The organism is Halomonas sp. ISL-56 (assembly GCF_018612805.1).
Taxonomy (GTDB): domain Bacteria; phylum Pseudomonadota; class Gammaproteobacteria; order Pseudomonadales; family Halomonadaceae; genus Vreelandella.
Genome location: NZ_JAGGRO010000029.1, coordinates 93,922 through 118,821 on the forward strand (window position 1 = coordinate 93,922; position 24,900 = coordinate 118,821).

At 52.3% G+C, this 24,900-nt stretch carries 22 protein-coding genes; 17 read left to right on the forward strand and 5 right to left on the reverse strand.

Translation table 11 applies throughout. The features are described 5' to 3' along the window. The first annotated feature begins 12 nt into the window (after positions 1 to 12). A complete protein-coding gene (rloA3, locus tag J7J49_RS21070; RefSeq protein WP_082906661.1) occupies positions 13 to 582 on the forward strand; it encodes a retropepsin-like aspartic peptidase RloA3 in 570 nt (189 codons plus the stop codon). 26 nt (positions 583 to 608) lie between these two features. Here the strand turns inward: rloA3 and J7J49_RS21075 are convergent, their stop codons facing one another. Continuing rightward, positions 609 to 1,322: a 16S rRNA (uracil(1498)-N(3))-methyltransferase gene (locus J7J49_RS21075; RefSeq protein WP_215095428.1), complete on the reverse strand. Its 714-nt coding sequence runs from the start codon at positions 1,320 to 1,322 to the stop codon at positions 609 to 611. Between the two features lie 136 nt (positions 1,323 to 1,458). Here J7J49_RS21075 and phaR point away from each other — a divergent pair, with 136 nt between their 5' ends. The 6 genes from phaR to coq7 all read left to right on the forward strand — a co-directional run bounded on the left by phaR (position 1,459) and on the right by coq7 (position 5,714). Further along, entirely contained in the window at positions 1,459 to 1,974 is a 516-nt protein-coding gene (phaR, locus tag J7J49_RS21080) for a polyhydroxyalkanoate synthesis repressor PhaR (protein WP_064234686.1), read from the forward strand. Between the two features lie 67 nt (positions 1,975 to 2,041). Further along, positions 2,042 to 3,328, forward strand: coding sequence for a phosphoribosylamine--glycine ligase (gene purD, locus J7J49_RS21085; RefSeq protein ID WP_215095430.1), 1,287 nt, complete (start codon positions 2,042 to 2,044; stop codon positions 3,326 to 3,328). Between the two features lie 39 nt (positions 3,329 to 3,367). Next, complete coding sequence (locus J7J49_RS21090) at positions 3,368 to 3,808, forward strand: acyl-CoA thioesterase (protein WP_215095433.1); 441 nt, start codon at positions 3,368 to 3,370, stop codon at positions 3,806 to 3,808. Then, complete coding sequence (locus tag J7J49_RS21095) at positions 3,808 to 4,680, forward strand: phosphoribulokinase (RefSeq protein ID WP_064234683.1); 873 nt, start codon at positions 3,808 to 3,810, stop codon at positions 4,678 to 4,680. Before J7J49_RS21090 ends, J7J49_RS21095 begins: the two co-directional genes overlap by 1 nt. An 11-nt stretch (positions 4,681 to 4,691) precedes the next feature. Then, positions 4,692 to 5,033, forward strand: coding sequence for a histidine triad nucleotide-binding protein (locus tag J7J49_RS21100; protein ID WP_215095435.1), 342 nt, complete (start codon positions 4,692 to 4,694; stop codon positions 5,031 to 5,033). A 39-nt stretch (positions 5,034 to 5,072) separates the two neighbouring features. Continuing rightward, positions 5,073 to 5,714, forward strand: coding sequence for a 2-polyprenyl-3-methyl-6-methoxy-1,4-benzoquinone monooxygenase (gene coq7 / locus J7J49_RS21105; RefSeq protein ID WP_064234681.1), 642 nt, complete (start codon positions 5,073 to 5,075; stop codon positions 5,712 to 5,714). A 121-nt stretch (positions 5,715 to 5,835) separates the two neighbouring features. Here coq7 and ettA read toward each other — a convergent pair whose 3' ends face one another. From ettA to J7J49_RS21125, 4 genes are all read right to left on the reverse strand, one after another. After that, positions 5,836 to 7,497: an energy-dependent translational throttle protein EttA gene (gene ettA / locus J7J49_RS21110; RefSeq protein ID WP_215095437.1), complete on the reverse strand. Its 1,662-nt coding sequence runs from the start codon at positions 7,495 to 7,497 to the stop codon at positions 5,836 to 5,838. Positions 7,498 to 7,684: 187 nt separating this feature from the next. Continuing rightward, on the reverse strand, positions 7,685 to 7,897 hold the full coding sequence (locus J7J49_RS21115; protein ID WP_064234679.1) for a PA3496 family putative envelope integrity protein: 213 nt from the start codon (positions 7,895 to 7,897) through the stop codon (positions 7,685 to 7,687). 187 nt (positions 7,898 to 8,084) lie between these two features. Next, complete coding sequence (locus J7J49_RS21120) at positions 8,085 to 8,519, reverse strand: PAS domain S-box protein (RefSeq protein WP_035584062.1); 435 nt, start codon at positions 8,517 to 8,519, stop codon at positions 8,085 to 8,087. 229 nt (positions 8,520 to 8,748) lie between these two features. Continuing rightward, positions 8,749 to 10,062 carry an MFS transporter gene (locus J7J49_RS21125; RefSeq protein WP_215095439.1) on the reverse strand — a complete coding sequence of 438 codons (1,314 nt, stop codon included), beginning with the start codon at positions 10,060 to 10,062 and terminating at the stop codon, positions 8,749 to 8,751. A 107-nt stretch (positions 10,063 to 10,169) separates the two neighbouring features. On the opposite strand from J7J49_RS21125, the gene J7J49_RS21130 reads away from it, so the two are divergent. The 10 genes from J7J49_RS21130 to J7J49_RS21175 all read left to right on the forward strand — a co-directional run. After that, positions 10,170 to 10,439, forward strand: coding sequence for an Rdx family protein (locus tag J7J49_RS21130; protein ID WP_035584056.1), 270 nt, complete (start codon positions 10,170 to 10,172; stop codon positions 10,437 to 10,439). Then, positions 10,436 to 11,314: a DMT family transporter gene (locus J7J49_RS21135; RefSeq protein WP_215095441.1), complete on the forward strand. Its 879-nt coding sequence runs from the start codon at positions 10,436 to 10,438 to the stop codon at positions 11,312 to 11,314. Before J7J49_RS21130 ends, J7J49_RS21135 begins: the two co-directional genes overlap by 4 nt. 284 nt (positions 11,315 to 11,598) lie before the next feature. Further along, positions 11,599 to 13,407 (forward strand): TolC family outer membrane protein, encoded by a 1,809-nt coding sequence (locus J7J49_RS21140; protein ID WP_064234675.1) that lies wholly within the window; start codon positions 11,599 to 11,601, stop codon positions 13,405 to 13,407. Positions 13,408 to 13,531: 124 nt separating this feature from the next. Then, entirely contained in the window at positions 13,532 to 15,709 is a 2,178-nt protein-coding gene (locus tag J7J49_RS21145) for a type I secretion system permease/ATPase (RefSeq protein ID WP_064234674.1), read from the forward strand. Next, entirely contained in the window at positions 15,709 to 17,139 is a 1,431-nt protein-coding gene (locus J7J49_RS21150; RefSeq protein WP_215095443.1) for an HlyD family type I secretion periplasmic adaptor subunit, read from the forward strand. The genes J7J49_RS21145 and J7J49_RS21150 overlap by 1 nt, the downstream gene beginning before the upstream one ends. Beyond that, positions 17,139 to 17,771 (forward strand): response regulator transcription factor, encoded by a 633-nt coding sequence (locus J7J49_RS21155; protein WP_064234672.1) that lies wholly within the window; start codon positions 17,139 to 17,141, stop codon positions 17,769 to 17,771. The genes J7J49_RS21150 and J7J49_RS21155 overlap by 1 nt, the downstream gene beginning before the upstream one ends. A gap of 266 nt (positions 17,772 to 18,037) precedes the next feature. Continuing rightward, complete coding sequence (locus J7J49_RS21160) at positions 18,038 to 21,046, forward strand: Mur ligase family protein (protein WP_251048441.1); 3,009 nt, start codon at positions 18,038 to 18,040, stop codon at positions 21,044 to 21,046. After that, positions 21,043 to 22,068: a hypothetical protein gene (locus tag J7J49_RS21165; RefSeq protein WP_251048442.1), complete on the forward strand. Its 1,026-nt coding sequence runs from the start codon at positions 21,043 to 21,045 to the stop codon at positions 22,066 to 22,068. Before J7J49_RS21160 ends, J7J49_RS21165 begins: the two co-directional genes overlap by 4 nt. Next, entirely contained in the window at positions 22,065 to 23,912 is a 1,848-nt protein-coding gene (locus tag J7J49_RS21170) for an ABC transporter ATP-binding protein (protein ID WP_251048443.1), read from the forward strand. The genes J7J49_RS21165 and J7J49_RS21170 overlap by 4 nt, the downstream gene beginning before the upstream one ends. Positions 23,913 to 24,163: 251 nt before the next feature. Beyond that, the coding region (locus J7J49_RS21175) for a retention module-containing protein (RefSeq protein WP_215095446.1) at positions 24,164 to 24,900 on the forward strand (737 nt) is incomplete at its 3' end.

Below are 24,900 nucleotides of genomic sequence, written 5' to 3' on the forward strand. Positions count from 1 at the left end.
AAGGATGATGTTATGCAATTGATGAAAAAAACTTTTTTTAACAGTGTGATATTGGGGGGTATGTTGTTAGGTGCTGGGCTGTCTGCCTCCACAGCGATGGCGGAAGATGAACAAGTCTTCGGCTGGGTTGAAAAAGCGACCTTGCAGCCTTGGGATATCGAGGTGAAAGCGAAGCTTGATAGCGGAGCATTAACCTCTTCGCTGGACGCTCGCGATATTGAGATGTTCGAACAGGACGATGAGGAGTGGGTACGCTTTCGATTGAAGCTTGAAGATCAGGCAAGTGGCGAAGTCTTCAGTGATCAAATCGAACGGCCGCTCTACCGTGAGCTTACTGTGCGCGGCGCAGGCGGCCGTGATGAGCGACCTGTGGTGCTGATGGAAGTTTGTATGGGCGATACCATTTACGAAGAGCAGTTTAGCCTGCGCGACCGCGAAGATATGAACTATCCGCTTCTACTTGGTCGCAGCACCATTAGCCATCTTGGGTTGTTGGATGTGCGTGAAACCTTTTTGCAAGAGCCAGGGTGTGGAGAAAACGCGACCGTTGTGCCCCACGACCCGGAAGATGATCCGTCCTGATTAGTTCATCCAATCAATAATGGTGTTTAAAACAGCCGTGACAGAAGAGCTGTCACGGCTGTTTCGACGCGTAAAATGCGTGGGCCAAGATGCATTCCCTCGCAGCCTGCCTGCATTAGCTGCTCTACCTCCCAAGCAATAAAGCCGCCCTCGGGGCCTACTAATAGCAAAGTGGGGTCACTGATGCCTCTTGGGCAGGCATTGGGCATGCCCGGATGTGCCACCAGCCCGCGGCGTTCGCTGAGTAACTCAGGCAATTGCTTCTCTAAAAAAGGCCGAAAACCTTTACTAAGGGTGACCGAGGGTAGCCGGGTGTCACGAGCTTGCTCTAAGCCAAGTACCAAATGTTGGTGAATTTTATCCGGGCGCAACTCTGGTGACTGCCAATAGCTCTTCTCAACTCGCTTGGTATGTAGCAGGGTGATCTCTTTGACGCCTAGTGCCGTCACATGCTCTAACGTGCGCGCCAACATACGCGGGCGGGGCAGAGCTAATACTAAATGCACGGGTAGTGGCGTCGGCGGAGGCTCGTTAAGGGCTTCCAGTTGAAAATACGCACGCTCAGCAGTGAGTTCTTTTAGCTGCGCTTTACCCATATCGCCGCCTTGAACACCGACGGTTAACCGGTCTCCGGGTGCCGAGCGATGGATATCGCGCAGGTGTGTCAGTCGACGTGGATCGGTAATACAGACGTGGCCATCGTCGGTGAGATCGTTGGGATTGAGCAGAATCAAATTCATAATGATGGTCTATTGGTCACAAAGCAGGCACGGTACGCCTTGCTAAACTATTAAGGTGGCTTGCATGGGCGCGTAGTGCAGGCACAATATCAGTAACGGGAATAAAAAGTCCCTATCGCGTTTAAGGAGATGCGCCGTGCGCGTAATTCGCAAATATGCAAACCGCAGGTTGTACGATACTCAGCAGAGTCGTTATGTAACGCTAGAAGACCTGCGCTGTTTAATCATTGAAGAAGAACCGTTTCGGGTGGAAGACGCCAAAAGCGGAGAAGATCTAACACGTACTATTTTGCTCTCTATCATTATCGAGCAGGAGCAGGCTGATAGCGAAGCGGAAGTGTTTTCTAATGATCTATTGGCGCAATTAATTCGTGTTTACGATATGACCTCACCGCTGCCGCTGTCGCGTTATCTTGAACAGGGTACGCAATTAATGCTGGAGCAGCAGAAGCGGCTGCAGAGCCAGTGGAAACAGGCAATGCGCAACACACCGCTGGAGTTTATGCGCGAGCTTGCTGAAGAGAACATGCGCTTTTGGCAAAAGACCTTGAACCAACCTGGCCAGGCCGACGAGTCGGTTAATGCAGAGCCGCATGAGGGCAATGGCAGCGACGCCAGCGATACCAGTGAAGATAACAAAGCCTCCTCCTGACCCCACTTGGTGCTTCGCTGTGGCATAATGCCGCCGATATACGCTTTCCCGTTTGAGAAGGATGCACATGAAGGTTTTAATGATAGGCGGTGGTGGTCGTGAGCACGCCCTAGCTTGGAAATTGGCGCAATCTAATCAGGTTGAGCAGGTGTTTGTCGCCCCTGGCAATGCCGGCACAGCGACGGAGGCAAAGCTGACCAATGTAGCGATTGCCGCAACGGATCTCGGCAGTCTAGTTGCCTTTGCCCGTGATGAGCAGATTGGCTTAACCGTGGTGGGCCCGGAGGCCCCCTTGGTAGAAGGCGTAGTTGATCATTTCCAGGCTGCCGGTTTAACTATCTTTGGCCCTACTCAAGCGGCCGCCCAGTTGGAAGGTTCAAAATCTTTTACCAAGGACTTCCTGGCCCGCCATGATATTCCTTCGGCTGACTACCAAACGTTTACTGAAGTAGCCCCAGCGCTTGCCTATCTAAGCAAAGTAGGCGCGCCAATTGTGATTAAAGCGGATGGCTTGGCTGCGGGTAAAGGCGTCATTGTGGCGCTTAGTGAAACGGAAGCTGAGGCGGCTATCCGCGATATGCTGGAAGCCAATGCCTTCGGTGATGCGGGTGCCCGTGTGGTCATCGAAGAGTTTCTTGAAGGCGAAGAGGCGAGCTTTATTGTCATGGTGGACGGTGAGAATGTCGTCCCTATGGCCACAAGCCAAGACCACAAGCGTGCTTATGATGGTGACACCGGCCCCAATACCGGCGGTATGGGGGCCTATTCGCCAGCACCGGTGGTCACGCCGGAAGTTGACGCACGTATCATGGAGCAGGTCATTTTGCCTACCGTGCGTGGCATGGCCGCTGAGGGTAATGCCTACACGGGGTTCTTATACGCGGGCCTGATGATCGATGCGGCCGGTAACCCCAAAGTTATTGAATATAACTGCCGCTTTGGTGATCCTGAAACCCAGCCGATTATGCTGCGCCTAACCTCTGATTTTGCCGAACTCTGTTTAGCAGGAGCCCAGGGCAAGCTGGCGGGGCAGCACTGTGAATGGGATCCTCGTGCCGCGGTGGGCGTGGTGTTGGCGGCTGGTGGCTACCCTGGCAGCTACCGCAAAGGTGATGTGATTCACGGCTTAGACGCGGCTGAAGAAACGGGCTGCAAAGTGTTTCACGCGGGCACAGCACTCAATGAGCTGGGCGAGATCACCACGGCAGGCGGTCGTGTGCTATGCGTGACGGCGCTGGGTGATAGCGTCTCTGCGGCACAACAGCAAGCGTATCAAGGCGTTAACGTGATTCACTGGGATGGCGCTGAGTGTCGCCGTGATATTGCCTTTAGGGCAATTGCCCGCGAGGGATAAGCAAGCCTTACGCTAGCAAATACTGACGAGGAAACAGGCATGGAGCGTGTCAAGCTGGATTTTCCCGCTGAAGAGGTCATTCATCGTCACCCTTTGACGGTGCGGGTAACCGATATGAACTATGGCCGTCACTTGGGGCATGATGCGCTGGTGTCGCTGCTCCACGAGGCGCGTATTCAAGCCTTCGCGGCACTTGATCTGCCTGAGTGGGATATGCATGGGTATCCTTCGGTGGTTGCTGATCTCACGGTGCAGTATCAAAGTGAAGCGCGCTGGCCCGATGCGTTAACGATTGCCACCGCCGTACCTGAGCCGCAAGGTAAAGCATTGACGATTTATCAGCGTGTTTACCAAGCGAACTCCCACCAGGTAGTTGCCACCGCAAGAGTCAGTCAGCTCTTGATCGACTTGGCTACCGGGCGTCCTGTCGAGGTGCCTGAGCTGGTTAAACAAGCGCTTTCCCACGCGAGGTGTGGCTGATGTCACGGGAGTATCCGATTATCGCGGTGACCGGCTCTTCGGGAGCGGGCACTACCACTGTTCGGCGCAGCTTCGAGCGCATGTTCCTGCGCGAAGATGTGCATGCGGCGATGGTCGATGGTGATGCTTTTCACCGCTACACCCGCGATGATTTGCACCGCATCTTCCGGGAAGAGCCTGAGCGTAAGGATGAGCTATCGCATTTTGCCGTTGAGGCGAACTTGCTGGATCGCTTGGAAGGGTTGTTCAGTGAGTATGGTGAGCACGGCTCGGGTACTTTTCGGCACTATATCCACGCCGAAGATAAGCAGAAAATCGAAGCAGGCTGCCGAGTAGGTACCTTCACCGAGTGGCAGTCGCTGCCTTGTGGCACCGACCTGCTGTTTTATGAAGGCTTACACGGCGGGCTGGTTACCGAAGAGTATGATATTGCCCGCCATGTGGATCTGTTAGTAGGCGTGGCGCCGACCATGAATCTTGAGTGGATTCAAAAGATTGACCGTGACACCAAGCTGCGTGGCTACTCACAGGAAGCGGTCATCGACACTATCCTCGGCCGTATGGATGACTATGTACGCTATATCCAGCCGCAGTTCTCGCGTACGCACATCAATTTTCAACGTGTGCCGACTGTCGACACCTCTAACCCTTTTGAAGTGCAGGATATTCCCACCGACGCAGAGTCATTCGTGGTTATCCGCTTTCGGGACCCTTCGACCGTGGACTTCCCTTGGTTGCTCGCGATGATCAAAGATTCGTTTATGACGCGTCCACACACGCTGGTTGTGCCGGGTGCGCGGATGTCGCTGGCAATGGAGCTTATTCTTGCCCCATTGGTTAGACATCTTCTCGCACAGAGACGCTTCCGTTAAAGGAGAGTTGTATGGATTGTCTTTTTTGCAAAATCATCAACCACGAAATCCCTGCTGATATCGTTTACGAAGATGACCACGTGTTGGCATTCGATGATATCAATCCCCAGGCCCCTACCCATCAGTTGATTATTCCTAAAAAGCATATTGCCACGTTGAACGATATTGACGAAGCTGACTTGGCACTCATCGGTCGACTCCAGTTTACCGCCGCCAAGCTTGCACGGGAGCAAGGCTTTGCCGAGGATGGCTATCGGGTGGTGATGAACTGCAACGAAATGGGCGGACAAACGGTCTACCATATTCATATGCATTTATTGGGTGGACGCGCATTCACATGGCCTGCCGGTTAAGCTCAGCAGGCCACTATCGCAAGTCAACGGAGTGTTGCCATGGATCGTCAACAGAGTCGTTCAGATCGCCTGATACATCAGTTTGATACTGTTTTACGAACGCTGATGCCACATGCGGCCTCTTCGCAGCGTGCAAGCCCTGCTGATGGGATGGCGGAAGTATCACTCGACAATCATGAGCGCCGTCATGCAGCGGGTTTAATACGCATTAATCATACCGGAGGGGTGTGTGCTCAGGCGCTCTATCAAGGGCAGGGCGTGACCGCGAAACTTCCGCATGGGCGTCACCAGTTGGAGCAGTCGGCACTGGAGGTGATTGATCATCTAGCCTGGTGTGATGAGCGTTTAGAGCAGTTGCAGAGTCGAACGAGCTACTTGAATCCGCTGTTCTATGCCGCCTCCTTTGGTATTGGCGCAGCCACCGGGGCGGTCAGCGATCGCCTAAGCTTAGGCCTAGCCGCCGCGACCGAGGAGCAGGCAGGTAAGCAGCTTGAATCAGATCAACAGTCGCTACCCTGCGGTGACACCCGCTCACGTGCCATACTGCGCCAAATGGCCGTTGATGATGCTCACCACGCCCAACTGGCTTTAGAAGCTGGTGGTGTCCGTTTTCCAGCACCGGTTAAGTGGGGCGTGCGTTTGGCCGCAAAAGTAGTGACCAAAAGCGTTTATCATCTTTGACGCGTTCTGATAGCACTTAGTCGGCTTTGCACTGGTTTAAAAACCTAAAAGGCCCCGCGAAGCGGGGCCTTTTGCTGTCACTATCTGCTGTCATTACAGACTGCCAGCGTGATGCTGATGATCAGGCGTCAATGCGCTTGTACTTCATGCGCTTAGGCGTATCGTTACCCACCCGCTTTCTATGATCCTCTTCGTACTCTGCGTAGTTGCCTTCAAATAAGACCACTTCGGAGTCACCCTCAAAGGCCATAATGTGCGTGGCGATCCGGTCAAGGAACCAGCGATCGTGGGAGATCACCATGGCGCAACCTGGGAAGGCCAGAAGCGCGTCTTCCAGTGCCCGCAGGGTTTCGATATCCAGGTCGTTGGAGGGCTCATCGAGCAGCAGCACGTTCGCGCCTTGCTTGAGCGTTTGGGCAAGCTGTAAACGGCCGCGTTCACCGCCAGAAAGCTCCGACAAGCGCTTCTGCTGGTCGTTACCTTTAAAGTTAAATCGACCTACATAGGCGCGCGAAGAGACTTCGTAGCCATTAATGTTGAGGATGTCCTGGCCATCGGAAACGGCTTCCCAGACGCTCTGCTTGTCGTCCAAGCCGTCGCGTAGCTGCTCGACGTAAGCGATATCGACCGTGTCACCCACCAGGACTTCGCCCTCATCTGGCTGCTCTTTACCGGTGATCAGTTTGAAGAGGGTCGATTTACCCGCACCGTTACCGCCAACGATGCCGACAATCGCGCCTTGGGGAATGGTGAAGGAGAGGTTTTGGTAGAGCAGCTTGTCATCGAAGCGCTTGGCCACATCACGAAACTCAATGACGTTATCGCCCAGGCGCGGGCCAGGCGGAATATAAATCTCATTGGTTTCATTACGCTTCTGGAAGTCGCCTGACTGCATCTCTTCAAAGCGGTTAAGACGCGCTTTGCTTTTTGCCTGGCGGCCCTTGGCGTTACTGCGCACCCACTCAAGCTCTTGCTTGATGGCTTTCTGACGCGAGGCTTCCTGCTTGGCTTCTTGATTCAGACGCTGATCTTTCTGCTCCAGCCATTGGGAGTAGTTACCCTCAAACGGGATACCCTGGCCACGGTCAAGCTCAAGAATCCAACCCGCCACGTTGTCTAGGAAGTAGCGGTCGTGGGTGATCGCCACGACGGTGCCGTTGTAGTCGTGCAGGAAGCGTTCTAGCCACGCCACCGACTCTGCGTCAAGGTGGTTGGTAGGCTCGTCCAGCAGCAGCATATCGGGGCTTGAAAGAAGTAAGCGGCAGAGTGCTACACGACGGCGCTCACCGCCCGAGAGATTGCCAACTTTGGCTTCCCAGGGGGGCAGGCGTAGTGCTTCCGCAGCCACTTCAAGCTTGCGCTCCAGGTTGTGAGCATCCGCAGCTTCAATAATATTTTCAAGCCTTGCCTGCTCGCTAGCCAGCGCATCAAAGTCGGCGTCGGGCTCTGCGTAGGCCGCATAGACACCATCCAGCTTCTCCTGCGCTTGTTTAATCTCACCTAGCGCTTCTTCGACGGTATCGCGGACGTTTTTCTCGTCGTCTAGCTGCGGCTCCTGGGGTAGGTAGCCAACATTGATGCCAGGCATCGGACGAGCTTCACCTTCAAACTCTTTATCGACACCGGCCATGATGCGCAGCAGTGTGGATTTACCCGAACCGTTAAGACCCAGCACGCCGATTTTGGCGCCAGGGAAAAACGAGAGCGAAATATCCTTGAGAATTTGCTTTTTGGGTGGCACTACTTTGCCAACCCGGTTCATGGTGAAAACGTATTGCGCCATGGAGATCCGTTAAGTTGATGAAAAGAATAAAGCGACAGCAGCGGGCTACTAGCTGTTATTACAGACTGTTACTACTGTCTGATGTTACAGACTAGGGAGTGATGATAGTGGTCTGCGCCAGGAAAGGCTAGGAGCGTATCATTAGCCAGGCCCGCTCAACCGCTGAGAAGGCCGACCCGTTCAAGGCTTACTCTTCTTCGTCCCAGTCATCTTCAATGGCACGCTGAAGGCGGCGTTCTTCCAGCCATGCTTCAACCTGGCGTCGCGCACGTAAGCTGTCAGCTTTGCTTGGTTTACTTTTGCCGTAGTGGTCATCATTGACGGCGTCTAAGCTTTCGAACTCGTCAGATTCGAGTGCATCGGTAGTAAAAGTTTCACGACTTAGGGGGTCACGGCTCATGTGATGTCCTCCAACCCAGCCGGCGAGCCGGCGTATCAACGGCTTCACGCGAACACATGTGAGATCACAAAACACATGCCATTCGCAAAGTGAAGCACCTAGCGCAGTTCAAGCGCCTTGCCGCTATATAACGCCAGTTGGGATGAAGTTCAAGCTTTATAGTTTTTTTTGGTGAGAAAGTTAATGATTAGCTGTTTTCTCGCTGCTTTTGTAACTCCGCCAGCGCAAGCTGCGCTTCCACGCGTTCGGTGACGTCTTTTTGCACGCCGATGTAATACATCAACTCATCTGCCTCGTCGTAGACCGGCGTAATGGACAGCTCATTCCAAAACATGGTGCCGTCTTTGCGATAGTTACGCAGTACTTCGCGAGAAGGGCGGCCATCTTTAAGCGCATCCCGAATAGCAACTAACGCGTCCTGATCGCGGTCTTCATTTTGCAAGAAGCGGCAGTCGCGATACAAGATTTCATCCGCACTATATCCGGTTAGGCGCTCAAAGCCTTTGTTGACGTAGATGAGGATGTTTTCATCCCCCTCCTGTTCGGCAACGACAATGCCGTCTTCCGATGCGTCAACAATTCGTTCGAGCAGTTCTGGACTGATCAATGGAGATCGTTTCATCAAGGGGTTCCTGTTGCAGCTCAAGTCCTTTTCCATCGTTCACGGCAGTTCAATTTGTCCGTGAAACGCCGGAATTTCCAATTGCTTATATAGGCAGCGTAGCAAATGCTCCAACACCTTGCTGCTATTAGGCTCTATCATGGCGAGCGTTGTCACGCATTGCAATCTTGAGCAGCACCTTAACCTTGGCCGTCTTGTGGATAGCCGCTGAGGTGAAAGCCACGCCATGTCACTCCACCTCAGGCAGTTGATGGGCGCTAAGGATAGCTCCCACAGCGGTAACCGCTAGAATGAGGAGTAATACGCTACTACCAAACCACTGTGCAAAAGCGCCAATGATACCGCCTACGATGAGCATTAACACGCCGGTTAAAGTATTTGAAAGGGCCACATAGAGCGCACGGTTATCTTGACTAGCCATATCGACGAGATAGGTTTTACGCCCTAAGCGTACGCCGTGGTGAACAATGACTAATAACGCGTAAACTGCTGCATAGGGCCATATGCTGTGTGTCCACCCACCGGGTAGCCACGTCAGGCTGGCGCCCAGTAAGCAGCAAATAGCGGTACCTATCGCCGCATCGCGCATCACTCCACGGCTCGATTGATCCGCCCGTTTTCCCCAGAGCGGGCTTGCTATCATGGCGGCAAGCCCCGATACCACAACCAGTATACCCAGGCCCCCCAGGTCGGTGCCGCTTTGGTTTTGTCCTAGTAGTGCAATGTAGGGGAGGGCGAGGGCGCTTGACAGCAGAAGTGCCCGGGCAAGGTTGAAATGTAAAAAAGTGCGGTCATTTTTTAGCAATGATAGGCCCAATTTAATACTGTCCCAGCCGTTTTCACCGCCTTTTACTGCGCCGGGGGCCTCCTGAATACGGGCAGCGGCGATGGCATTCATTAGCCAGCCGCTAGCAGCTATGGCCAGCAATATCGCTACCACTAAATTGCCTGGGCGGTTATCAAACAGCATTAACACAGCCCCTGCCACTAGCGTGGCAGCGCCGGCAATACTGCCGCTCCAGCCCATTAGCGTGCCGCGGCGGCGCTTGGCAATGGTTTTGCCCAGCACATCTTTTGTAGCAATTGAAGATAACCCTCGGGCCAGCGAGAGTAGAATTAACGCTGCGAGTACTAACGCACCGCCTAAGGTGCCGGAGGCGAATAACGCAAGTACGGCAAGGACTAGCGCAGCGAGCCCTTGAGCCAGCGCGCCGGTTACCCACACCCATTTTCGCTTAGGTTTTAAGCGGATAAACCCAGCTACAAAAATTTGCGGCAACAGGGCGCCAGCCTCTCGAATGGGTACCAGTAGCCCTACCATCCAGACTGGGGCACCAATAATGCCCATCAGCCAGGGTAGGACTAACCGCGCGCTAGACAGCTCGTCAGCCAGCTTATTACCCAAAGCAGCCCATATGTGCAGAAAAAAATTGCGCGGCTGTTCGTTACAAGCCCCTTCAGGTATGTCGTCGCACATGCGGCTATCGTCATCGCCTGTTAGCCACTCATACAGGCGAGTTTGCGAAACGTTATGGTCGGCCATTGGGGCTCCTTCTTAATCGACCTATTTCAATCGATCTATCTCAGGCTAACTCAAAATGACAGAATGATTTCTTAGGATGTCATATTAACTTGTCTAGGAGGTCAGGGATGTCACGTATTCAAATCCGCTATTGCACTCAATGCCAGTGGCTACTGCGTAGCGGTTGGTATGCACAGGAATTGCTCTCAACGTTTGGTGAAGGACTGAGTGAGGTATCGCTTTCTCCCTCCCATGGCGGCACCTTCGAGATCTGGTGTGATGATGAGCTGTTATGGGAGCGCAAGCGCGATGGTGGCTTTCCGGATATCAAACTTCTCAAGCAGCGAGTGCGAGACCAGTTGGAACCAGGTCGAGATTTAGGGCATATCGACCGATGAGCCAGGATCGGCAAGCGATTCTGTTTGGTTTAGGTGCCGTCGCATTATGGTCGACGGTGGCAACGGCTTTTAAAGTGGCGCTTGCTTGGATGAGCCCTGTGGAGCTGATGTGGCTAGCAGCATTTGTCTCATGGGCATTGATGGGGGCGCTGGTCATTAAGCAGGGAGATATCACTACAGCACTACGCACCGGTTGGAAAACAGCCACGTGGGCGGGATTGATGAACCCGGTGGCCTATTATTTGGTGCTTTTCGCCGCCTATGACCGCCTCCCTGGGCAAGAGGCGATGGCGTTGAATTACACCTGGGCCTTGGCGATGGCCTTTTTGGCCGTGCCACTGCTTGGGCAGCGCTTAACGCGCATGGATATTGTTGCAGGGCTGGTCGCCTACGCAGGCGTGTGGGTAATCGCTACACGAGGCTCGGTTTTTAATGTTTCTTTCGCCGACCCGCTTGGGGTCGTGCTGGCACTCGCCTCGACGCTACTGTGGGCGCTTTACTGGCTGCTCAACGCCCGTGACCCACGTCCTCCGCTCGTTGGTCAATGGCAAAATTTTAGCGTAGGCCTACCTGTGTTGACTTTGTTGTTACTGCTCGGCCCCGGTTTCCAATGGCATGGCTGGCCAGCTTTTGGTGCTGGCGTTTATGTGGGCCTGTTTGAAATGGGGGTCGCGTTTATCCTGTGGCAATTGGCAGTACATAAGGTGTCGCGCACGGCCAAGGTTTCTAATCTCATTTTTCTCTCACCTCCCGTGTCACTGCTGTTACTTTTCCTGGTAGTTGGAGAACCTATTTTGCCTTCGACGTTGACTGGGCTAGTGCTCATTCTGCTGGGGCTCGGGCTGCAACAAACCCAGAAAAGCGAACCATCCTGATTATTTTTTTGTGTTTTAATGATGTTCTTATTGTAATTTTTTGTGACATTTGGTTTTATAGCCTCAGGGTGAGTAGGAAATTAACTAAATTAGGCTAAGATCAGCTGATTAAGTTTTAATTACTATGGGTTTACTTCAAAAATTGGGCGCTCGTAGGGATATAGGCTCACTCAGCGATGAGATTTCGCGAGCTTATACTTGAAGCAGTAGTGCAACATAGCTCAGTGGGTCATACGAATAATGAGCTGCATGCAATGAGTGCCACATCATAGGGAACGCTGTCGATGAAAAAAAATGCCGTATCGAGACTTAAAAAAATCTTTTGTCATCATGTCTTTAAGCCGCTGACAGTGACCACGTTGGCATGTGTCCCGCTTACGGCATTAGCGCAGTCTCTTCCTGCTAGCCTCTATGCCCCAGGCGCCACTGATCTTCCCAGTACTATTCAACAAACGATCATTTCCAATCCCAGTGTAAATGCTGCTTGGGCGAATTTTAGCGCTTCCGGGAGCGATGTTAGGGTCGCACAGGGTAATTATTTGCCTACGATTGATATTTCCGCGGGCGTGGGTCGGCAAGATCAGCAAAATGATGGGCGCGGAAGCTACAGCAGTGACTTTGCTGAACTTACGCTCACCCAAATGGTGTTTGATGGGTTTGCCACCCGCAGCGAAGTAGAGCGTTTGGATCGCACTCGGCTGATTGCCTATTTCGAGCTGCTGGGTGCAAGTGAAGAGGTGACGCTTGAAGCTTTTCAGACCTATCTTGATGTGCTTCGCTACCGTGAAATGGTGCGTTTAGCTCAAGAGAACTATCGTGAACACCAGCGGGTGTTCACGCAAATTGAAGAGCGAGCACTTTCTGGGGCGGGCCGTGGTGTTGACCTGGAACAAATCAGCGGCCGCTTGGCGTTAGCGGAATCCAACCTGATGACTGAGGCGTCGAATCTGCATGATGTAACGGCACGCTATCAGCGAATCGTAGGCGAGCTTCCTGCTCAGAATATGTCGCCTGCACCTAGCTTGGCCGATGAACTGCCCACTGATGTTAGTCAAGCCGTCGAAATGGCGTTCGCGGGGAATCCTGATTTCCACGCTGCGATTGAAAATATTGCCGTACAGCGTGCGGAACAAGGGGCTGCAAAGGCCGCCTTTATGCCTCGCCTGGATATACAGGGGCGCACGGGAACCAATAATCAGGACGACTCGATCGCTGGGCGCAGTGATGAGCACAGTATTCAGCTGGTTGCCAGCATGAACCTCTATCGAGGCGGTTCAGATAGTGCAGCCTTTGATGCGGCGAGCACGCGTATCGAACAAGCCGTCAATCAGCGCGAAACGGCTTGTACAAATGTACGTCAAACCACTCAAATTGCTTACAACGATACCCTTCGCTTAGGAGAGCAATTGAGCTACCTAAATGAACATCGCCAATCAATTAACCGGGTTCGCGGCGCCTACCAGCAGCAGTTTGATATTGGCCAGCGTACTTTGCTTGATGTGCTTGATAGTGAGAACGAGTACTTCGAAGCCAGCCGTGCCTTCGCGAATGCAGAGTTTGACCTAACCTTGGCCCAAGCCCGCACGTTAGCGGCAATGGGGCAGTTAATGAGTACTCTTGAGGTTGTACGCGAGGATATCCCAAGCCTTGACGAACTTGGCTATGACGATATAACCCTTAGCGCTGAAATGGCCTGTGGAGTGGAAGGGCCACGCGGCTTTACTCTAGATGACTTTACACGCGGAATATCTTCATTGCCTGCTCACGCTGATATGCCAGCTTCTTCTTATGCCGCTAATGAGCAGCCAGTCATTAGTCAACTGCAAGAAACGGCTATATCCAGCAAAGTAATGCATTCTCCTACTGCCGAGAACGGTCTCTATATTCAGGTGGCATCGTTAAGTGCCCTTGAGCGTGCTGAGCAGTTAAGTGCTCAACTAAGCGAACAGCTGGACAATGACGCAAGGGTCTACGCATTTACGGGTAATTACCGCGTTCAAATAGGCCCAATCCCTACTCTAAATAGCGCTCAGGAACTACAACAAACGCTACAAGGGATGGGCTACGGAGATGCATTTGTCACTAACGGCTGACATGTTTAAATAGTTTTCGGTTTAACAATAGCGTCGTTCTTCGTTTGGCGGCGAAGGGTTAGCGGCTTTCGCTAATCATTGGGGAAAAAGATGCCTAAATAGGCATTAGGGGAATGAGGTCTCTGTGACACAAACCAAGCTGGAAAGGCCGAGCGCTGAAGATGCTAGCGAGCAGCCAATAGGCGATGAGTTACTCGAATGTTTGAAAGCGGTTGCCTCATTTCATCAGCATGAGGTGTCATCAGAGGCCCTTAGAGCTGGCTTGCCCTTGGAGCAGGGGAAGTTAACGCCTTCCGTATTCGGTAGGGCCGCTTCCCGTGCTGGGCTGACGGCGCGGATTGTTAAAAGCAAGCTGTCCGCGCTTAACCCAGCACTATTTCCCGCTATCCTATTGCTGGAGCCGGGCAGGGCGTGCGTGCTGTTAGGGATTGATCTCAAACAGCAAAAAGCCAACGTTATTTTTCCTGAGCTATCTGAATCAAACGTTGAGCTGCCTCTTGACGAGCTGTATGCAGGCTATAGTGGCGAAGCTATTTACGTTCGCCCCAAGTTTCTTGCGGATAACGCGTCTGAACCAGGAGTTAAGAAACGCCGCGATCAGCACTGGTTTTGGGGAGTTATTCGCGAAAATAGACCTCTCTATCGCGATATCGTATTGGGATCGGTGGCTATCAACGTGTTTGCCATCGCAATGCCGCTGTTTGTTCTCAACGTTTACGATCGGGTGGTACCCAATCAGGCTACGGAAACACTTTGGGTGCTCGCAATAGGCATCTTTATAGTGCTGTGCTTTGATTTGGTGCTCAGGTTGATGCGCAGCAGCTTTGTCGACTTAGCCGCTAGCCGGGCGGACGTGAAGCTCTCTTCTTCTATTATGGCCAAAGCATTAGGTTTGCGTTTAGAAGACCGCCCAGCATCAACCGGTGCGTTCACTTCCACACTGCAATCCTTTGAGTCGGTGCGTGCCTTTATTGGTTCGGCAACTATTTTAGGCATTGTCGATTTGCCCTTTGTACTGATGTTTGCGGCGATTATCGCGCTGATTAATCCTTGGCTAGTGCTACCGGTGTTGGTTGGGATTGTGTTTGTGTTGCTCTACGCATTGGCTGCTCAGGGTAAGCTTCATGAGCTTTCACAAACTACCTGGGAAGTCGGCGCGCAGCGCAACTCGCTGTTGGTGGAATCGATTTCCCAATTAGAAAATGTTAAGGCCCTACGAGCTGAGAGCCGTATTCAGCGCCATTGGGAAAAGTCATCGGCCTTTCTTTCCCGTACCGGCGCGCAGTTAAAGATGGTCAGCACTTCGGTCTCCAACGTGGCTCAGTGGGCGCAGCACAGTGTAGCGGTGTGCGTCATTATCGTGGGTGTTTATCAAATCATCGAAGGTAACCTCACCCAGGGTGGATTGATTGCTGCTTATATGCTTTCTTCCCGTGCAATGGCGCCGATCAGTCAAGCCGCGGCGTTGCTGGCGCAATATCATCAGTCCTCAACGGCGCTTGAGTCACTAAACACGGTGATGGATAAGAAAGTAGAGCGACATGAAGGCAAAGCCTACGTAGAAAAGCCCAGTTTCGCTGGCAATATACGCCTTGAAAAAGTCACGCTGCGTTACCCAAATGAGGAGCGCGAAGCGCTTAAAGACGTATCGGTGACCATTAAATCGGGTGAAAAAGTGGCCTTATTAGGTCGCATTGGCTGCGGTAAGTCGTCATTAAACAAATTGGTGTTAGGGTTTTATCAGCCGTCATCGGGTGCCGTGCTGGTTGATAACGTGGATATTCGCCAGTTAGACCCTCTGCAGCTGCGTCGCCATATCGGCTATGTTCCCCAGGACGTTAGCCTCTTCTCCGGATCGCTTCGGGACAATATTGTGGCGGGAGGCGGTAGCGACCGCGTTGATGATGAGGCGTTGCTTAGAGCGATTGACTTGGCAGGTCTAGAATCACTCGTTAACAACCACCCACATGGCGTGGATTTGCAGGTTGGCGAACGCGGACAAGCGCTTTCTGGTGGGCAAAAGCAGTCCGTCGCCATTGCCCGTGCACTGGTGCAGGATCCGCCTATTTTGTTGTTGGACGAACCCACAAGCTCTATGGATAACGCCAGCGAAGAGGCGTTCAAAGCCAACTTAAAAAATGTGGCAGCAGGAAAAACCATCTTGGTTGTCACACACCGCACCTCGCTACTTTCACTGGTTGATCGCATCATTGTTATGGATGGTGGCAAGGTCGTGGCCGATGGCCCGCGGGACACCGTGGTCGAGGCGTTGCGTAAAGGCCAGATCGGGAGGGCATCGTAATGGCGCGTAAACCCTCATCCACGACCGAGCAAAAGGGCTTTGATGCCATTGGTCGATTCTCAGAAAAAGGCCAAAAACCGTTTCGGCCTTTTATGGATCGGCTGTTTGCCAAGCGTGTTTCTTCCGCCCACTTAAGCCGTGATTGGGCAAGCGATACCGATTGGGCGCGTATGCAACAAGAGCCCATTCGTGCGCGGCTATTCCTGTATACCGTTCTGCTCACCGTTGTTGCGCTGTTAGTGTGGGCGTATTTCGCGTCTATCGATGAAGTGACCCGCGGAGCTGGGCGGGTGATTCCCGCCAGCCAGTTGCAGCGTATTCAGTCGTTTGACGGTGGTGTTATTGAACAAATCTTTATTCGCGAAGGGCAGATTGTTGAAGCAGGAGAAGTGCTGATGCAAATCGACCCCACCCGTTTTGTCTCTGATTTTCGCGAAAACCGCGCTCAGCGTTATGCGCTTCAAGCGCGTGCCGAAAGGCTACGGGCGCTAGCTACGGGCACCGCGTTTGAGCCCTCCGAAGAGCTGCGTCAAGAAGTACCTGACATTGTGATGCAAGAGCGCGAGGTGTATGAGAGTCGCCGCGAAGAGTTGCGCGAGCAAGAAAACGTCCTTAATGACCGAATTCGTCAACGTCGGGAAGAGCTACGAGAAGCACAGGCCCGCCGTGATACCGCCCAACGTGAAGTCAATATGGCCAGTCAGGAACTTAACTTGACACGGCCGCTGTTGGCTTCGGGGGCTGTTTCCGAAGTTGAAGTACTGCGTTTACAGCGAGATGTGTCAGGCGCGACTGGCGAGCGCAATCAAGCTGATGCCGCTGTTTCACGCTTAGAGGCCGGGGTGGAAGAAGCCGAGGGACAGCTACTAGAGCTAGGTGCCGAACGTAGAAGTGAATGGCGAAACGATCTGGCTCAAACGCTGGGCGACTTGAATGCATTACAACAATCGGGAACTGGGTTACAGGATCGCGTTCGGTTGACAGAGATTCGCTCGCCGGTTGACGGTATTGTTCAACGCATTCACATCAGCACCATTGGTGGCGTTGCTCAGCCGGGCCAAGAGGTGGTGGAAATTGTTCCCACCGACGACCAGTTGCTGGTTGAGGCACGCATCGCCCCGCAAGATATCGCCTTTCTGCATCCAGGGCAGCCTGCGACTATCAAACTCACGGCTTACGACTATGCCATTTACGGCGGCTTGAAGGCCGAGCTTGAGCGTATTAGTGCCGATACCATTACTGATGATGACGGCAATACCTTCTACCAAGTGCGTGTGCGCAGTTTAGAAAATGAAAATGTCGCCGATAGATTACAAGTAATTCCCGGCATGACAGCGCAGGTGGACATAGTGACGGGCAAGCGCACGGTGATGCAGTTTTTGCTGAAACCTGTCTTAAGAGCGTGGCGTGATTCCATGGGGGAACGCTGATGAAACACTGGTTCATAACAACGGACGGAAACTTAAAAGCGCGTTGGAAAAAAGCGTTTCCCGAGATGATAGCCTCCAGACCGGATGTATTTATTGGTAAAGCACAGCCTAATGATGTGGTGTGGCTGTCTACAACGGTTGAATCTTGGTCAGAACTTATAGGTGCTATAACTGCCAAGGGGGCTATTGTCGTTGTGCTAAGTTATTCGCCGGATGACCGTGAAGCGTTGAGGTCATTGGATCTGGGAGCGCGGGGATATGTTCATACGCTTGCGGCGCCAGAGGTGCTTCAGCAGGTGGCAGTGGTGGTTACTAACCAAGGCGTCTGGGTTGGTCAAGAGTTGCTTGCTAAAGTGTTAGGGGGCTCCTTTAAAGCACTTCAGCAACGTGCTGAAGGTGGCGGCCATTTCAATACAGCGCAGCTTGGGAACTTAACCGACCGTGAGCGAGGCGTAGCACTTGCTGTGGTGCGGGGCGCAACAAATAAAGAAGTTGCACGGCAGCTAGACATTACTGAGCGTACAGTAAAAGCGCACCTCACTGCTATTTTCAAAAAACTGGCCGTTCGAGATCGCTTACAGCTTATTCTAAAGCTGGCACCGATAATGGAACGTGTTCCCGAGCGCTTTTAATTTTATAACTTAGCGCAGGCAGCATCTCGATATCTTTCAGCGCTTATTCGATACGTTTCTGACCCTCACATTAGCCTCCATTATTGAGCAACTTAATGCCGGGTATTAAAAATTCTTCATTGGATAGCTCGCTTCCATTAAGTAAGTCGAGTACTGAGCCTGCTGCCCGATCGGCTGAGCTTTCGCTTGCGTTGGAGAATATGGGCGACGTTGTGATGCCTATGTGGCTGGACAGGCACGCACGGCTTGCGGAATTTTCGCAGGTAATGTTGATTTCAGTAAGTGATGGCTATGAACGTGCACAAGTCACGTCTATGCAGCTTGATTTGAATAGCTTGCAGGCAGGCAACTGGGCGGTGTTAGTACCCACTTTGAAGCAAGCATTGACACGGCTGGAGCGAAAGTTTTCCCACCCTTTGGTGTGGTGTCGGTTGGAATGGGCTTTTGCCGTGCGCGAGTGGCAGTGGCAGGCGCTGAAACAGGAGATTAAGCGCTGCAAGCGTAACTATTGTCGTAGCGGCTTAGCGTTTGTGGGTAAGAAATTTCCTCGACTCTTGCTGACAGAGATGGAGCTCAATGCCAATGCCTGTTTGTATGCAGGCAATCGGGTTGCGCACGCTGAAGTTAACCAGGCTAACCTTGAGCGTTTTATAAAAGCACGTCATGGTTCCAGCCAAATGCCGGATTTTGCCGATAATATGCCGGTATGGAGCTTTTCCACTGCTGGCGTGTTTCTAGACGTTAGCGGTGAAACGCCAAGTGTACATGCTCTGGATACCCAGCCTAGGCGTTGGGGTAGGCGAGAGGCTCCACCTCTGACAATGGATTCCTCGGGGGAGTTGATAGCTCGTTCTACACGCTTTTTGGGCAAGCAGGTGGGGCAGGATGGTCGCTATGTGTATGGCTATTTCCCCTGCTTTGACCGCCGCATCAATACCTACAATGTGTTGCGCCACGCCAGTAGTACCTATGCGTTATTGGAAGGCTATGAGGCTTGCTCGGATCAACAGCTTTTAAATGATGAGCAGCTTAAACGGATACGCCAACAGATATCTTGGGCGCTTAATGGCATATGTTCCCAGTTTATTATTCATCGCCAAGGGGCAGCCTATGTGGTGGATACAGGCAATATCATCAAGCTGGGAGCCAACGCGGTCGCTATTCTGGCGTTGGTAAAGTATCACCAGGTCACAGGAGACGATGGTTATGCTGATCTGGCAGATGCGCTAGCGCTGGGTATTGTACGAATGCAGGAAGCCGATGGTAGCTTTGTGCATGTACTCAACGCTGCAGATTTATCGGTCAAGGAAAAGACACGAATAATTTATTACGATGGTGAAGCTGCATTTGCTCTGATGCGGCTTTACGACCATACCCGCAATAGTCGTTGGCTGGACTGCGTGGTCAAAGCGTTTGACTACTTTATCGCCAATGGGCACGAAAAGGCGCATGACCACTGGCTTGCCTACTGCTCAAATGAGTTGGTGACGCATCGACCAGAGCGGAAATATTTCGCGTTTGCGGTGCGCAATATCGCGGGCTATGTCGATTTTATTCGTGAGCGGATCACCACTTTTCCCACGCTGCTTGAGCTGGCAATGGCGTTTCACAAGACGCTGCTCAAGCTGGAGACACGCCCTGATCTAGTCGATGTGCTGAATGGGTTTGATGTCAATGCGTTTTACCGGGCACTGCATACCAGGGCGAACTATCTTTTGAATGGTTTTTTCTGGCCGGAAGTCGCTATGTACTTTAAGGCACCCGCTACTATCGTGGATGGTTTTTTTATTCGCCACCACAGTTTTCGCGTAAGGATTGACGATGTAGAACACTACCTTTCTGGGTTGGTCGCTTATCAGCAGATGCTTCGCAAAGGCGAATATGCCAACATCAAGCCCCCGCTAAAGAATAGGCTTGATGCTGAGGCTATGGCTTCGGCAACTGAGGGAACATGGGTATCAGCACCACCGGATAAGTGGCTGGCAAGAGGATTATGCTGTTGGCCAAAATCCTTTCAACCTGGGCAGGTGGTTGTCGCTCGGGGCAAGGAAATGGAGAAAGGTTTTTTGCCGTTTGCGGCGGTGAAGTCACTAGTCACTAAAGGTGCTTCTGCAGTGCTTTGCGATGATGGCGAGGCGTATCGCGATATCGGCATTCCCGTGTTAAAAGTGCGTGATGTGCGGGCTGCGACACTGGCCATCGGGCAGCGACAACGGCGCTGTTATGCTGGCCGCGTCGTTGGTATTACTGGAAGCGCAGGCAAAACAACGGCGGTGGCAATGCTAGCCCATGCGCTGAGCTACAACAGTTCAGTAGGGCAAACGCAAGGCAGTGCCAATCTTCCTATTGGCATTGCCTGGAACATTGCTTCAATGCCCCAAGAGGCACACTACTGGGTGGTTGAAATGGCCATCGGTTCCATGGCTTACAATACGGAACTTGCTCGCCCTGATATCGCTATTATTACGAATATCGCTGCTTCGCATCTAGCCTATCACCACTCGTTGGACGAAATTGCCCGTAAGAAAGCGCTTATTTTTCAGAGTATGCCCCCCAGTGGGGTCGCCATTCTCTATCGTGATATGCCGCACTATACTTATCTTGCGGAGCAGGCAAGGAGCTACCACCTAAAGGTCGTCAGTTTTGGCGAACATGTTGACGCTGACATACGCATGCTTGAGTTTGCAGGCAACAGCGGGCGCATTAAGCTTGATGGCACTTCGTATGAGCTCTGCATGAGCGCCATTGGACGTCATATGCTGCTCAATGCCATGGCGGTACTGGCAGTGGCTAGGCACGATAACCTTCCTCTAGACATAATAGTGCCCCGCCTAGCGTCTTTTCAGGCGGTGGCAGGCAGAGGTGAAGTGAGATCCATTGATTACCAAGGAGTGGCGATCACAGTGTACGATGAAGCTTATAATGCCAATCCTCTATCGATGCGCATGGCGCTGGAGGCCTTCTCCGCGCTGTCCGTACAAGCTAACCAAAAGTTATTAATTCTCGGTGATATGCTGGAGCTTGGCTCAGAGGCAGAGGCTCTGCACCTGGAACTTGTTCCCATACTTACTGCACTACCGGTTAGGCAGATACTGCTATGTGGACAAAATTGCCAAGCCTTAGCCCCATTACTGGGAGGGGAGGCCGCCGGCGTGTTTCACTTTGCGGATGTCAAAGCACTAGAAACAGCTCTACCTGGACACTTAAAACCTCAAGATTGTGTGCTTGTTAAGGCTTCCCATGGCATTGGGTTGCACACGCTTTTTTCATCATGACGGCTATCTGTAACTACGTCTCGATAGCTCGGTATGGGTGGGGGGCTCTGCTCCTGTTTTGTGTGGCGTTGCTAACCCTTGATACTGCTCATTCGCAGTCCGAAGTCGGCGAATGCTATTACCTACAGCGTGATAGATTGCTTGAGCCGTTGGAAAATGAGCTGAAGCCTGCAAAGGGTGTTAATGCCATGCACTTCTTTGTCGAGAGCCCTGAACCGAGTGCGGAACTACCTTCTACGCGGCTTGATGATCTGGAAATTCAGCTGAGGGCTGCCGATGCACTCTATAGCGAAGTATTGGGCCTCACACCACCCTTGCATATGCCACGCTATCAGCGTGCGGGCTTCATTATGGTGATTTTACGTGCGGATCAAACACGTGGCGGGCAGGCTTATGACGAAGTTGTACGCAGCGCTGCCTCGCCAGGTTGTCATATTCGCATGGCATTGGGTGGGCAAGTGGATGCAGCACAAAACCTAACCCCTGCACATGAGCTATTTCATCTATACCAAAACGCGCACATGATGTTCAAGCAGGGTTGGGTGCATGAAGGATTGGCTCGCTGGTCGGAATCGCTATTGAGAGGAAATTTACAAAAGGGGCCTCCCTTGCCTGCGAGTGTCGAGGCACTTGAGAGGTTGTTGCAAGAGAGCTATGGCGCAGCGCCATTTTGGCAGCGATTGTTTTATCTGCTTGATGCCCAAGCAATTAAATCCATTCCCGACGCGCTTCGTGATAAACGTTACCACGATGGCAGCCAGGTAGTAGCAGCGACCGAACTCTATGGGAGCACATTCCTGCCGCTACTTTTTGCTTCCCTGGATGAGGCCGGTGCAGCGTTGTCTCAACAAGAACAATGGCCTGAGTATGGTTGGGCAGAAGCAGAGCAGCGCAGTCTGCGCCATAACGAGGTCATTTTATCCGCAGTGCACCATGCCGTTTCAACCTATATGCCGATAGCAAATCAGCCGGACGAGTTACGCGTATTTATGCAACTTATAGAGCCAATGGCTGAGCGATGAGCAACCTAGCGGCACGCAGTGAGATGGGTGAGATTCATAGTGATCAAGTTCGCGGCTTAATGGTAGCGTTGGCACGCGCGGTGCTGTGGCCATTTCGCTGGCGCGTGGTCGCTATCCTGTTGATGCAGATCGCCAGCCAAGTAATGCTATTGGCAAGCCTAGTGCTCCCCTGGCAACTACTTCAAGTGCTGATAACCGGCCATAGCCGCATCGATGGCTGGGTGCCTGGAGCAGATACTGACAGTGGAAAAATAGCGGTGCTGATAGCCTTGGCAGTACTCTGCTTTTGCTCCTATGCCCTTCTCCAATGGCTGGTTAAAAAGGCCGTCGCGAGTCTTTCGGCCACGATACTGCAGCACTTAAATAAAACACGCTTGGTTACTAATCACCGCTTACTTGGCAACCGTGTACTGAGTGTTGTGATAGGCGCCATATCATCAACGGTTATTGCACTGCTATTTTGTCTGTTGATCGCACTTCTGCATCCCCTGTTAGCGCTATTGGCAGTGGTATGTGTGCTTGGGTTGGTAATAGTAGTTTGCTTTTACTATCGCTTTGAAAGAGTGCAGAAAATCCAAGGCATGCTGCAGGGCAACGTGCTTACCGTGATCAATGTCAGTTTTGTACTGGGTTTTTTGATCATAGTTTTGGATTACCTAAATGGCACTATGCGGCCGCTCCTGACGCTATTTATACTGTTGCTGAGTATGCGCCAACTCATGGCGGCAAGTATTAATGGGCTGGTGAATTTCTTAAGTATTATCAAGTATTTTCAGCAGATTAATATGCTGCTTTTACCCCGCTCTCAGCAGGTCTCGCTGTTTTCAATTACTGATTTTGCTCAACGTTTTGAACAAGCAACTCTCAAGCAGTGGCTATTACCCTGGCTGGCTGAGCGTCAGCACTGTTACGGCGATCTTGATGTTTTACAGTGTCGTCTGCTAAATGGGCGGGCGATAGCGCACGTATTGGTGCGAGATACGGATGGCGGCGGTGCCCCACGCTATGTATTGCTCAAATGTTATGTGCCTGCTCGGGAGAATGAAGCACTTCATGAAGCTGCGCTTCTAAAAGAAGTAAGCGGGTATTGCTATGGCACTATTCCCACAGTGCCTGTTTTACTGGAAAGCGGTCGCTTGCCTTGGTGCTCTTTTGTATTGTTGGAGGTGGGCGACAAACTTCCTCAATGGAAAAACTCGGAAGAACGTAAACCTTGGATGAATGAGCTGCGTCAATGCCTGTTTCACGTTCCATTACCTGATCGGCTGATTGCTCAATACACAGCAACTTTCGACTCTTTACCCGAGCGTATGAAGAAAATAAAGGCTTCGCATTTTGCGTATTTGACGCACTCGGATAAAGAAAGCTTTCAAGTTGAGCATTTTATGCATTTATGGCCATTAATGGTGGCTGAGGTGGAAAGAATCCCCAAATGCCTGACGGTGCAAAATCCGAGTAGCGCGCGCATGGCAAATATAGACAGCCACATACTGCTCATGGACTGGCAGGGGTGGGTATATGACACGACGGGGGCCTACTGGCCATTATCAGCAAAACTGCATGCCGAAGCGCTTGAAGTCATGGAAAGTCAGTGGGAAGTCTCGCGTGTCCAGCTAACCTGGTCTAAATTTGATACCCCTGCCATTGCCGCAGATTACGTTGCCTTGGCTGCGCGCGCACACGAATTTTGTCAGCGTTGTCAGGCTAATAATGATTCTGGAGCGCTTAATATGATGGCTGGGCTTATCAAAGCTTATGGTGCAATAGAACATCGTCATTCTTTTTTTGCTGACCAAGATCATGTTGCAGGCTTGCATCGTATTTTGAGCTCGGAGAAAAAGTAGCTACTACTCATAAATGCCTGTATCGGTTTTACTGAACAGTTGTCCCGCACACAACCCCTTGCCTGCCAAGACAGCCCTGAAAGTCACTTGCATTCTTTTTCCTGCCACTTTGCCCCTATTGTCCACCGGTACAATATGAAACCGTCTTGATCAAGGCTAGGCTTGCTTCAGAATGCCGCAAATAGCCATTTTCATTAGGCTTCAATAAAAAGCGGCGACCCTTTTATTAAATGGTGGGCGGAGAACAGCATATGGCAACGGCAACAGTTATCGCGATTTCAGGTCAGGCTTGGGCACGTGGCGAAGACGGCAACCTGCGCGAACTGCGCATTGGCGACGTTCTTCAGGAGGGCGAAACGCTCATCACATCTGCGGACGGTCGTGTTGAGCTAGACTTTGCCGACGGAACAGGCGCTAACGTTGTCGAGGGTGGCCAAGAAGTTGCTGTTACTCCCGAACTTGATGTTGACGCGATTGTCGCCACCGATGCCAGTGTCCAAGACGACGACCTTGACGCGCTACTTGCCGCTCTTGACGACGAGGAGGGTGATCTACTCGACCTTCTTGACGCGACTGCTGCCGGTGGTGGCGCCGGCGGCGGTGGCGGCGGTAGTGACTTCGTTCGCGTTGCACGTATTGCTGAAGAAACCGACCCGCTAAGTTTCGAGACTGAAGGAGGCTTAGAGGGCGCTGAGTTTGTTGAGTTTGATGATGGCGCAGCCGCTGCTTCAGATGAACTAGATGATACAGACGCCGATGCTGATGCGGACGCCGATGCAGACGCAGACGCAGATGCAGATTCTGACGCAGATTCTGATGCGGATGCCGACTCAGATGCTGACGCAGATGCGGATGCCGATGCGGATGCCGATGCGGATGCAGACGCAGACGCAGACGCGGATTCTGACGCTGACGCAGATGCGGATGCCGATGCAGATTCTGACGCTGATGCAGACGCCGATGCTGACGCAGATGCAGATGCAGATGC

Coding starts and splice junctions, on each gene's coding strand:
- rloA3 (WP_082906661.1), top strand. CDS start 13: ATGCAATTGATGAAAAAAACTTTTTTTAACAGTGTGATATTGGGGGGT.
- J7J49_RS21140 (WP_064234675.1), top strand. CDS start 11,599: ATGAAAAAAAATGCCGTATCGAGACTTAAAAAAATCTTTTGTCATCAT.
- J7J49_RS21155 (WP_064234672.1), top strand. CDS start 17,139: ATGAAACACTGGTTCATAACAACGGACGGAAACTTAAAAGCGCGTTGG.
- coq7 (WP_064234681.1), top strand. CDS start 5,073: ATGGATCGTCAACAGAGTCGTTCAGATCGCCTGATACATCAGTTTGAT.
- purD (WP_215095430.1), top strand. CDS start 2,042: ATGAAGGTTTTAATGATAGGCGGTGGTGGTCGTGAGCACGCCCTAGCT.
- J7J49_RS21090 (WP_215095433.1), top strand. CDS start 3,368: ATGGAGCGTGTCAAGCTGGATTTTCCCGCTGAAGAGGTCATTCATCGT.
- J7J49_RS21170 (WP_251048443.1), top strand. CDS start 22,065: ATGAGCAACCTAGCGGCACGCAGTGAGATGGGTGAGATTCATAGTGAT.
- ettA (WP_215095437.1), bottom strand. CDS start 7,497: ATGGCGCAATACGTTTTCACCATGAACCGGGTTGGCAAAGTAGTGCCA.
- J7J49_RS21135 (WP_215095441.1), top strand. CDS start 10,436: ATGAGCCAGGATCGGCAAGCGATTCTGTTTGGTTTAGGTGCCGTCGCA.
- J7J49_RS21125 (WP_215095439.1), bottom strand. CDS start 10,062: ATGGCCGACCATAACGTTTCGCAAACTCGCCTGTATGAGTGGCTAACA.
- J7J49_RS21165 (WP_251048442.1), top strand. CDS start 21,043: ATGACGGCTATCTGTAACTACGTCTCGATAGCTCGGTATGGGTGGGGG.
- J7J49_RS21120 (WP_035584062.1), bottom strand. CDS start 8,519: ATGAAACGATCTCCATTGATCAGTCCAGAACTGCTCGAACGAATTGTT.
- J7J49_RS21150 (WP_215095443.1), top strand. CDS start 15,709: ATGGCGCGTAAACCCTCATCCACGACCGAGCAAAAGGGCTTTGATGCC.
- J7J49_RS21115 (WP_064234679.1), bottom strand. CDS start 7,897: ATGAGCCGTGACCCCCTAAGTCGTGAAACTTTTACTACCGATGCACTC.
- J7J49_RS21100 (WP_215095435.1), top strand. CDS start 4,692: ATGGATTGTCTTTTTTGCAAAATCATCAACCACGAAATCCCTGCTGAT.
- J7J49_RS21160 (WP_251048441.1), top strand. CDS start 18,038: ATGTTGATTTCAGTAAGTGATGGCTATGAACGTGCACAAGTCACGTCT.
- J7J49_RS21095 (WP_064234683.1), top strand. CDS start 3,808: ATGTCACGGGAGTATCCGATTATCGCGGTGACCGGCTCTTCGGGAGCG.
- J7J49_RS21075 (WP_215095428.1), bottom strand. CDS start 1,322: ATGAATTTGATTCTGCTCAATCCCAACGATCTCACCGACGATGGCCAC.
- J7J49_RS21130 (WP_035584056.1), top strand. CDS start 10,170: ATGTCACGTATTCAAATCCGCTATTGCACTCAATGCCAGTGGCTACTG.